Below are 9,383 nucleotides of genomic sequence, written 5' to 3' on the forward strand. Positions count from 1 at the left end.
AAATCGGGCCGTTTTCGATCAAAATCGCCCCGGTTTAAGTGTGAATCGGAATGATTCACATTGAAATCGTGTCGATTTAAATCGAAACCGGGGTGATTTAAGTGTGAATCGAGGCAATTTCAATTGAATTTGGGACGATTTAAACGGTGAAAAGGCCGTTCTTGGCTGCTGATTTCAGATATCCGCTTTCGTTTCACTCAAGCAGTCCTGCTGGGCCTGCCTCGCTTGTCTGGTCCAATCTGATCTAAAGGGTATAGGCTGAAAAACGGGAATTATGTGCGCTGGCAAAGCTGGGCGCAAGGCAAGATTGAGTTGGGCATGACTGCTCCGTCGGCCTGAAGCCGACGGAAGATGTCATTGCAGTGCCTCCAGCAGCAGCTTGTTCGCCAATTGCGGATTGGCCTTGCCCTTGGTCTGCTTCATGAGCTGACCGACGAGGAAGCCCATGACCTTGGTCTTGCCCTCGCGGTACTGCTGCACCTGCTCCGGGTTGGCAGCGACAACCGCCTGCACCGCAGCCAGCAGCTCGCCTTCGTCGCTCATCTGCACCAAGCCTTTCTCTTTGACGATCTGCTCCGGGTCAGTGCCGCTGGCAAGCATCTCGGCAAAGACGGTCTTGGCAATCTTGCCGGAGATTGTACCTTTTTCCTCCATCGCCAGCAAAGCAGCTAACTGGCTCGCCTGCACCTTGCATTCGCCGATCTGTTCTGGCGCATACTCCCGCAGCAGCTCCGTGCAGATGAAGTTGGCTGCCTTCTTCGCATTGCCGAAGCTGGCGCAGACTTGCTCGAAGTAGTCCGCCAGCTCGCGGGAAGCAGTCAGAATAGCCGCAGCCTCTTCCGGCAGGCCAAGCTGTTCAATGAAGCGCAGCCGCCGCTGTTTGGGCAATTCTGGCAAGCTCCTTCGCATTTGCTCAATCCATGCTTCGTCAATCACGACCGGCACTAAGTCCGGGTCAGGGAAATAGCGGTAGTCGTGCGCTTCTTCCTTGCCGCGCATCTCCTCAGTGCGGCCCGTGTCCGGGTTCCACAGCAGCGTGGCCTGCGTCACCTTGCCGCCGTCAAGGAGAACGTCCCGCTGCCGCCGCTCCTCATACTCCAAGGCCATCTGCACATTGCGGAAGGAGTTCATGTTCTTCAGCTCAGTGCGGGTGCCGAACTTCTCCTGCCCTCTGGGCCGCAGCGAGATGTTGGCATCGCAGCGGAAGCTGCCTTCCTGCATGTTGCCGTCGCAGATGTCGAGACAGCGGACGATGGCGTGCAGTTGCTTGAGATACGCTGCCGCCTCTTCCGGCGAGCGCAAGTCCGGCTCGCTGACGATCTCCAGCAGCGGCGTGCCGGTGCGGTTGAGATCAACGTAGCTCTTCGGCTCGCGCTCGTCATGAATCAGCTTGCCTGCGTCCTCCTCCATGTGGGCGCGGGTGATGCCAATGGTCTTCTTCGCGCCGTTGACCTCGATTTCGAGGCGGCCATGCTCGGCAATGGGCTTCTCGAACTGAGAAATCTGATAGCCCTTGGGCAGGTCGGGGTAGAAGTAGTTCTTGCGGGCAAAGCGGTTCTCTTGGTTGATGGTCGCATCCACCGCCAAAGCCAGCTTGATGCCGTTCTCCACCACCTGCCGGTTGAGCACAGGCAGCGAACCCGGCATTCCGAGGCAGACCGGGCAGGTCTGGGTGTTGGGCGGTGCGCCAAACTCCGTGGAACAGCCGCAGAATATCTTGCTCTTGGTTTTCATCTGGGCATGAACTTCCAGCCCAATCACAGTTTCAAATTCCATAGCGGTATGCCTTTAATGTTATCTGTTGAGCACCTGATTGAGCTGGGCGAGCAGCGCAGGAATATCGTTCCTGACAGAATTCCAGATGATTTCGTTTTCAATCACATCATAGCCGTGCGCAATCACGTTTCTGAACCCGATAATCTCGCGCCAATTGTCAATATGGTCAAGCAGCGTCGAATCAATGTGCTTTATCCTGTTGAGTGCTTCGCCGATGATTTCAAATTGCCGTTCAACGGCAGATTGCGTTTTCAGGTCAGCGGCATATTGCTCCTCGTTCATATCCAGCGTGAATTGCTGGATCAGCTCGCAGGCGGCAACTGCGTCCTCAAAGCAAACGAACGGATCATGCGGCATAGAGCATCCTCGTGTTGGAGAAGATGTATTCTCTGATGCGCTTGTTTTTGATTGCTCGCGGCATGACAAGATCAACAGGGCGGGAGAATAATACTTCCAGTTCAAACTTCACGTTCATGTACCTTTTGAGTCCATCCTGTGCACCATCCAGCTCTATCAAGAAATCAATGTCGCTCTGCTCGTGAAAGTGCTCAGTAACTGCGCTGCCAAAGGCGATCAGGTTCCTGACATGGTATTTCTTGCAGATGCTGCTGATTCGGTCTTGATATTGCTCGAAATCAAGCATAATCACGCCTCCATGTGCTCGTCTATTTCGCTATTGATTGTGACCGCATAGGTCATGACTGATTCTCCAGATCAATCTCGTGCAGTGCCTGAGCAAAGGGGACAGTCTCCTGCGGACCAGCTTTAGCTGCGTCATAGGCGCGGATGTCATCCAGCTCCTCTAGTTCTTCAAGAATCTGCTCCCATTCAGCAGCAGGAATGAGGACTGCGGTGCGGGTCAGCGCGGCATCAACAAGATATTGCGGATGAACAGTGATCATGGGGATTTGTCTGTTGAGCTTGCAAGAAAAGCGTTGTGTGGCAGCCTCATTGTACACAGAACCGGCCAGAGGAACAACGGGCGGAGAACATTCCCGCCTGCATTCTGCGCTTCACAGCCAGCCAGCAGCCTCTTGCGGAGACACTATGCTATCTCCAGTGGAGTCACTACGGTGACTCGGCAGGAGTCACTATGGTCACTCCACCTGAGACACTATGGTCACTCGGTGGGAGACACCATAGTGTCTCTTGAGGAGATACCCTAGTGTCTCTGCAATGCTGACTGCCCGCTGAGTGGCCGCACGGTGCTGCAGCAGGGCGATTGACGAGCTGCATCTACTCCTTGTTTCCTCTCCGCTGCATCCATGATTCGCAGCCGTCCTCAATGCGCCAAGCTCCCCCGGCATTGCCTCTAAGATCATTATCTTCAAAGGTGCCACCGCCGCCGTACACCGAGATACCTTCCTTTCGGTTCCGAGAGATACGGTTGCGGCGCAGGATTGGATGGCTGTGTTCTGTGATAATCACTCCGGCATATTCGTTGGCAAAGATGTCATTGTCCTCCAGCGTACCTTGACTGGTCTTCGCGACAAGAACACCGCCTCCCTTCCCATCATGAATCCGGTTGCGGCGCAGGGTCGGGGCACTGTTTTCTACGATCTCTACCCCGACACCTTCGTTGGCAAAGATATCGTTGTCCTCTAGTATCCCTTCACAGTTCTCCGCAACAAGGATACCGATCCGCTTCCCATCATGAATTCGGTTGCGGCGCAGGATTGGTTTGCTGCGTTTTTCGATCCTCACTCCGGCATATTCGTTGGCAAAGATGTCGTTGTCCTCCAGCGTACCTTCGCTGTTCGGACTGAAATAGACACCACCTCCCTTCCCATCATGAATTCGGTTACGGCGCAGGATCGCTTTGATGCCTTTTCTGATCTCTACCCCGGCCACTGTGCTGTCAAAGATGTCGTTGTCCTCCAGCGTACCTGCTTCCATAACGACACCGAATTGTGTCAATCCATCGCCATGAATGAGGTTACGGCGTAATAGTGCATCTGCTTCACTGCGGATGACCACACAGGCTTGAATGTCACAGCCCTCTATCTCAAGCTTGCCTTGGGTAATATGAACGCAAAGCTGATTGACACCGAATTGACGCAAGGTCAAGTTAGCAATCCTTCCATTATCAGCTTTGAATAAAATAAGATATTTGCCGGATGCTTCAATTACAATCTCATCCCTATCTCCATCGCCCACGATTTCAACTGGCTTGTCAATCACAATGTCTTCTCTATAGGAACCAGGCCGAACAAGGATTCTGGCACCCGGTTTGGCAGCTTTGAGCGCATCAGTGATTGTTGCATAGTCGCCCTGATGCAAAGGGGCAACCACCAAGGTTGGCCGCCTATTTTTTGCCGTCGGCGAAGGTGATGGCGGAGCATAATTCTGTTTACCGCTGTCGGCACTTTCGGTACTGTCCTGCTTGTCTGTGTCTGCTGTCCGCGCAGCGGTGGCGATGGAAGATTCCTCCTGCCTTTGCTCTAATGCCGTAGCAATCTGCTGCGCCAGCTTGGCAAACCCCTTGCGGCACTGTAGCGAAGTGAATTCCTCAAAGCGCAAGTCCCGCCAGTCGGCATACTGCCGCGCCGCGATAACCTGCGCCAGCTCGTCCTGTTCCCGCTTGACTTTGTCTTGCAGCACAGGGCAATTGACATAGTAAACCGGCAGGATGAGATCACCCCGGCCCAGCGTCTCTTCCCGCTTCAGGAACCGCTCCAGCTCATCCCGGCAGGCCGCGCTTTTGAAGAATGCTGGCGTGAGGATCGGAATGAGAAAGGTGACAGCATCAAGCGACTGGTTGATGCGCTCCTGCCACTGCTGGCCCCAAGCAATGTCCTTGCGGTCTTGAAAGATGTCGAACGGCTCGCCGGTGTGCATCCGCACTTCGCCGCTCAGACGTTCGCGGAACTGCGTCATCCAGCCGTTGTCATGACGGTTATCCTCATTCACATAACTCATGAAGGCAAGTGCTGTCCGGCTCATCTCAATTTTTCGTTTCATCGCTCATAAATCACCCTTGCCGATTATTGCGGGATAATGTCAACTTGCTTGCTCTTCTGCCGCAATCTTTTTGCTGCAAGATGCAGTGCGAAGCCAGCTTGGACGGCGACGGGAAGCGCAGAGTTCAGCAGCCCTGCTTTAGGCATTGGAATAAACCACGGCAGAAGAGCCTCTGCTCCAGCAATGCTCAATAGCAGCGGCAGCAGCAGATACAGAATGGCAAGATAGAACAGCGCGACCATATCCCGGTTCTTTTTTGTGGAACTGAAGTTCACATGAAGGACAATGCCAAGATCGCGCAGGCAGAAACAAAGCAACGTCAGCGGCGGCAGTTGGGGGATGAAAAAAGTATAATCATTATATATGGAGGATAAATCAGCTGTCCCTGCAAGAAGTAGCATCAGGACGCAGATGCAGGCTGCGAACAACAAAGAGATAAGCCAAGCTGGAATTTTCGCCGCCAGAGCAGACCATGCTCCTTGCCGTATTCCCGTTATGAGCAGTCTGAGGTCAACAAGATGTTTTGCTTCCACCAGCAGCATGAGATAAAACAAGCTGATGGCAATCACAAAAGATATCCAGCAAAATAGGAACAGCAACGGCGCACCGTGAATGAAGCCAGGTGGAATAAACCCAATGCAATATATCATCAAGCTGGGAAGAAAGAGTGTCCATGCTATCGGCCAGTTTTCATATTGCAGCTCCTTCCGCATCGCCCTGTGCATTCCAACGATTCCCCAGAGACAAAAAAATAACGATGAATACAGCAGCATATCAATCGGAAGTATAGCAATGCCGTGCCAGTGCATGACGCTTTCTGCATTATACACGGCAGCTTCCACCATCGAAATTTTTACAAGCATGAGGATGCCAAGCACTGAATACGAGGAATCAGTCATCTTGTCCGATTCCCTTTTTTTAGCAAATTCCGTCAGGATGGAAACAAACAAAATTGTTTGAATGCAGCAGCCTGCAAAGATCATGATCAGCAATGACTTCAGCATGAGCTGCGCGTCTTTCGTCGGAACAATCAAGGACGTTACGGCGAAAACCAGCAGGCAGTACAGGCCTCCGTACCACGCAAACAGGCTACTGCCGAATAGCTTGCCCCACGCCAAGCTCCACGGACTGATGGCGGTCATCCGCTGGCTGTCCCAAGTCCGGTTGTTGAATTCGCTGACCAACGACTCAACTACCATCTTTGTTCCCCAGACAAAAACCAAAAGTGTAAAAAGAATCAGCGATGTTATTTGCATCGGCTGGGCTGCTACTTCTTTTGTGTTGCTCAAATAGACTGATACGAACACCATGCCAAGCACCATCGGCATCAGCACCAGTTTGACTGGATTTATTTCAAGCTGGATATTCTTTCTAAATTCAGGATTCCAAATCATGACCGCTCACATTCTGACAGTTTCAAGGTATTGTTCCTGCACGCCTTCTTTCTTGCAGAAAAATTCTGTCACCGCAACGCCGTGTTGCACCAGCTCCTTCAGCAGCATGGCCAAGTCATCATCAGTGCCGCTGAACTGAACGCAGACTGCGCCTTGCTCCTCACGCGCTTCCGTCACACCGTTCACCTGCCCGGCAAACTCCGCGATGCGTTCTCGACCGCTGGCAGAACGGATGATAACCTTTCTGCTGCCATTTTTTGAGGTGACAGAACGGTGCTCAACCACACGTCCATCGCGCAGCACAAGCATATCATTAGCATACTGATCCAGCTCGGCAAGAATGTGCGACGAGACGACAAGGGTCATCTTTTTTTCCGCATTCAGCCGCAGAAACAGTTCGGCCAGCGCAATCCGCGCCTCTGGATCCAGCCCGGAAGCTGGCTCATCCAGCAGCAGGACTTTCGGATAATGAATCATGGCCTGACCGATGGCCAACCGCTGGCGCATTCCCCGTGACAGCGAAGCGGCCCGGCTGCGGAATTTTTCGCTCAGATTAAGCAGCTCCGCCACTTCGGCGGCCCGTTCTTTTGCCACGCGGCGGTCAAGGTTTTGCGCCAGCGCAAAATACTCCAAAGACTGCTGAACAGTCAGCGCGTCGTACAGGCCGAAAAAATCCGACAGAAACCCCATCAGCTCATGGCAGCGACGCGGCTCTTCCAGCACATTGATGCCGCCGACAGCAATTGAGCCGCAGCTGGGTTTAGTCAAGCCAGCAACACACTTGAATAAGGTGGTTTTTCCTGCGCCGTTGGGGCCGACCAGCGCAGTGATCGCGCCTGCCGCAATCTTGAAGGAGACCTGATCCAGCGCCTTGGTGTCCCAATATTCGTAAACAAGGTTTTCGACAACAATCATCTCAATGTGTCCGGCTGACGATATATTGTGCCAAAGCCCGCAACGGCTCGGCCCGCTGATCAAAATTCGATAGGGCGGCTACGGCCCGTTCCGCCGCCTCATCGGCCAAGGCGCGGCTTTTTTCAATGCCGAAAAACGCGGGATAGGTGGCCTTGCCCTGTTCAGCATCATGCCCGGCGGTTTTACCAAGCTGCACCGTGGAGGCCGTGACATCGAGCAGATCATCGGCAATCTGGAAAGCAAGGCCGACTGCCTGGCCGTATTCCATCAGAGCCTGCAACTGCGCCTCATCCGCGCCGCCGCCGACCGCGCCCATCTGCACAGCGGCGGTGAGCAGCGCGCCGGTCTTTGAGCGGTGAATGGTCTGGAGCAGCTCGAAAGGAATCTGTTTTTTCTCGCTGGCGATATCGAGAAACTGGCCGCCGACCATGCCGAGCGGGCCTGCGGCTTTGGCCAGAATGGCAATCTGGCGGAGGCGTGTTGCCGGGGCTGGGCCGAAAAATTGCTCGCTGGCAAGAAGTTCAAAGGCATAGGTCAGGAGACTGTCGCCAGCCAAAATAGCCTCAGCCTCGCCGAATTTTTTATGGCAGGTTGGCTGGCCCCGGCGAAGGTCGTCATTGTCCATCGCCGGGAGGTCGTCATGAATCAGCGAGTAGGTGTGAATGCACTCCAAGGCGCAGGCGGCAGGCAGAAGCTGCTCGTCTATATCCGGGGCAGTGTTGACGCAGCGGCCAGCGGCCAGACAGAGGATGGGCCGGACGCGCTTGCCGCCGACAAAAAGGCTGTAGCTCATCGTCTCGATATGCGCGGCGAAATCGCCCGCCGCCGCCAGCATGTGCCGCCGCAGGGCTTCCTCGACCAGCAGCCGCTGCTCCTGCAAATATTTTTTGATTTCAAACATGTTCTCATCGCCATTGTGATCGTTGTCCGGCCTGCTTCATCTTGTTATACCATCTTTCTCAGCCGCAGCAACTGAATTCAGGCTGTTGACAGGCCGGAGCAGCGGGATATAATGGACAGGCCGCTTATCTGTCCGCCGTCTAACAAAAAAAATGAACTAAGGAGAAGGCCATGCCCGAAATCAATCTCGGCAGCTCCGGCAGCGCGTGGATTGCCCAAAATCAGTGGAATGACAGCTATGAGGCTGAATTTTCGCGCTGGATTGAGCAGCTCTTCAACAAAAAAGGGGCGACCCTGACCGCCTGCCTGCGCAATCCGGCGGCGAACAGCCTGTATTCAGACAGCGACAGAAGCATTTCCGTGTTCAGCGACTGCGCTGATCTGCCCTATTTGCTCCGGGTCTATTTCTCGTATAAGAAAAAACTGCCGTTCTCGTTCAATACAACCATTGCCGGCGGACGCTACACCAGCGGCAACACGCCAGGTTCCCGCCGTTCTTTTCTCAATTATTCGAGCTTTTCTCAGCTTGCCAAGGCCATCAGCAACAGCGTCCACAGCGGCTTTTTCCGCTATTTTTGGACGATGGAGAAAACTGACAGCTATTTGGCCAAAATCAGCCGGGAAAGCGTCGTGCCGGGCGCAATCTATTATGATGCCAACGGCCATGTGCTGGTGGTGGGCCGGGTGGATGCGGACGGCACGGTTTGGCTGATGGACGGCCACCCGGACAACAGCCTGACCAGCAAGCGTTTCGGCGAGTCGCTGTCACGCGGCTCCTGCAAAAGCGGCGGCGGGTTCCGTCGCTGGCGGCGGCAGGCTGTGGACAGCAGCGGCAGCATCGTCCTGGCCACCAACCGGGAGGAGCGTTTTTTCGACTCCGGCCAGAGCCAATGTCAGAGCAGCTACCGCGTGGACGGCTTTGACCTGAACTACCATCAGTGGGTGAAGCGGATGCTGGCCTCTGGCAGCGTCAAGATTGACCCGGTCAGCGAGTTTGGCCAGCAGCTTGGCGCATTCCACGATGCCCTCAAGGAGCGGGTGGATTCGGTTCAGGCGGCGGTGAGCAACGGCATTCACGGAAAAACGCACCCCAGCAGCCTGCCGCCTAATATTTACGGCGCGGAGGGCGAATGGGAAACCTACTCCACGCCAGGGCGGGATGCGCGGCTGCGGGCGCAGGTGAAGGAGATGTTCGGCTTCCTCAGCATGAGCGCGGAAGCGGTGGCGCGGGGCAATCATCCGTATTTATTCAACGGCACAGCCGCCCAGCTTGTTCACCGTTACGAAGAAGTTTGGCAGGACAACTCCAGCAAGCTGCGGATCAGCTATGCCAATTCCGCCGGTCTTTCAGTCGCGCTGACCTTGAGCGATGTCATGGACCGCCTCTTCAAGCTCTCCTTTGACCCCTATCATTGCCCGGAGCTGCGCTGGGGCGAC

9 protein-coding genes are annotated in these 9,383 nt (G+C 54.6%); 1 reads left to right on the forward strand and 8 read right to left on the reverse strand.

Annotation, left to right across the window (positions count from 1 at the left end; all coding sequences use genetic code 11):
- Nucleotides 1-354: 354 nt before the first annotated feature.
- From gatB to ACNKID_RS08105, 8 genes are all read right to left on the reverse strand, one after another.
- Nucleotides 355-1,776 carry an Asp-tRNA(Asn)/Glu-tRNA(Gln) amidotransferase subunit GatB gene (gatB, locus tag ACNKID_RS08070; protein ID WP_417912929.1) on the reverse strand — a complete coding sequence of 474 codons (1,422 nt, stop codon included), beginning with the start codon at nucleotides 1,774-1,776 and terminating at the stop codon, nucleotides 355-357.
- Nucleotides 1,777-1,794: 18 nt separating this feature from the next.
- Entirely contained in the window at nucleotides 1,795-2,133 is a 339-nt protein-coding gene (locus ACNKID_RS08075; RefSeq protein ID WP_417912930.1) for a DUF86 domain-containing protein, read from the reverse strand.
- The gene (locus ACNKID_RS08080) at nucleotides 2,123-2,419 is read right to left on the reverse strand and encodes a nucleotidyltransferase family protein (protein WP_417912931.1); all 297 of its coding nucleotides are present in this window, start codon (nucleotides 2,417-2,419) and stop codon (nucleotides 2,123-2,125) included. Before ACNKID_RS08080 ends, ACNKID_RS08075 begins: the two co-directional genes overlap by 11 nt.
- Nucleotides 2,420-2,471: 52 nt before the next feature.
- The gene (locus ACNKID_RS08085; RefSeq protein WP_417912932.1) at nucleotides 2,472-2,678 is read right to left on the reverse strand and encodes a hypothetical protein; all 207 of its coding nucleotides are present in this window, start codon (nucleotides 2,676-2,678) and stop codon (nucleotides 2,472-2,474) included.
- A 334-nt stretch (nucleotides 2,679-3,012) separates the two neighbouring features.
- Complete coding sequence (locus tag ACNKID_RS08090; protein ID WP_417912933.1) at nucleotides 3,013-4,737, reverse strand: right-handed parallel beta-helix repeat-containing protein; 1,725 nt, start codon at nucleotides 4,735-4,737, stop codon at nucleotides 3,013-3,015.
- Nucleotides 4,738-4,760: 23 nt separating this feature from the next.
- Nucleotides 4,761-6,131 carry a hypothetical protein gene (locus tag ACNKID_RS08095; protein ID WP_417912934.1) on the reverse strand — a complete coding sequence of 457 codons (1,371 nt, stop codon included), beginning with the start codon at nucleotides 6,129-6,131 and terminating at the stop codon, nucleotides 4,761-4,763.
- Between the two features lie 6 nt (nucleotides 6,132-6,137).
- Nucleotides 6,138-7,046, reverse strand: coding sequence for an ABC transporter ATP-binding protein (locus ACNKID_RS08100; protein WP_417912935.1), 909 nt, complete (start codon nucleotides 7,044-7,046; stop codon nucleotides 6,138-6,140).
- 1 nt (nucleotide 7,047) lies between these two features.
- On the reverse strand, nucleotides 7,048-7,947 hold the full coding sequence (locus ACNKID_RS08105; protein WP_417912936.1) for a polyprenyl synthetase family protein: 900 nt from the start codon (nucleotides 7,945-7,947) through the stop codon (nucleotides 7,048-7,050).
- Nucleotides 7,948-8,117: 170 nt separating this feature from the next.
- Here ACNKID_RS08105 and ACNKID_RS08110 point away from each other — a divergent pair.
- A partial coding sequence (locus ACNKID_RS08110; protein ID WP_417912937.1) for a hypothetical protein occupies nucleotides 8,118-9,383 on the forward strand: 1,266 nt, incomplete at its 3' end.

The sequence above is a fragment of the Candidatus Electronema sp. TJ genome, from assembly GCF_048287355.1.
In the GTDB taxonomy this organism is placed as follows: Bacteria; Desulfobacterota; Desulfobulbia; order Desulfobulbales; family Desulfobulbaceae; genus Electronema.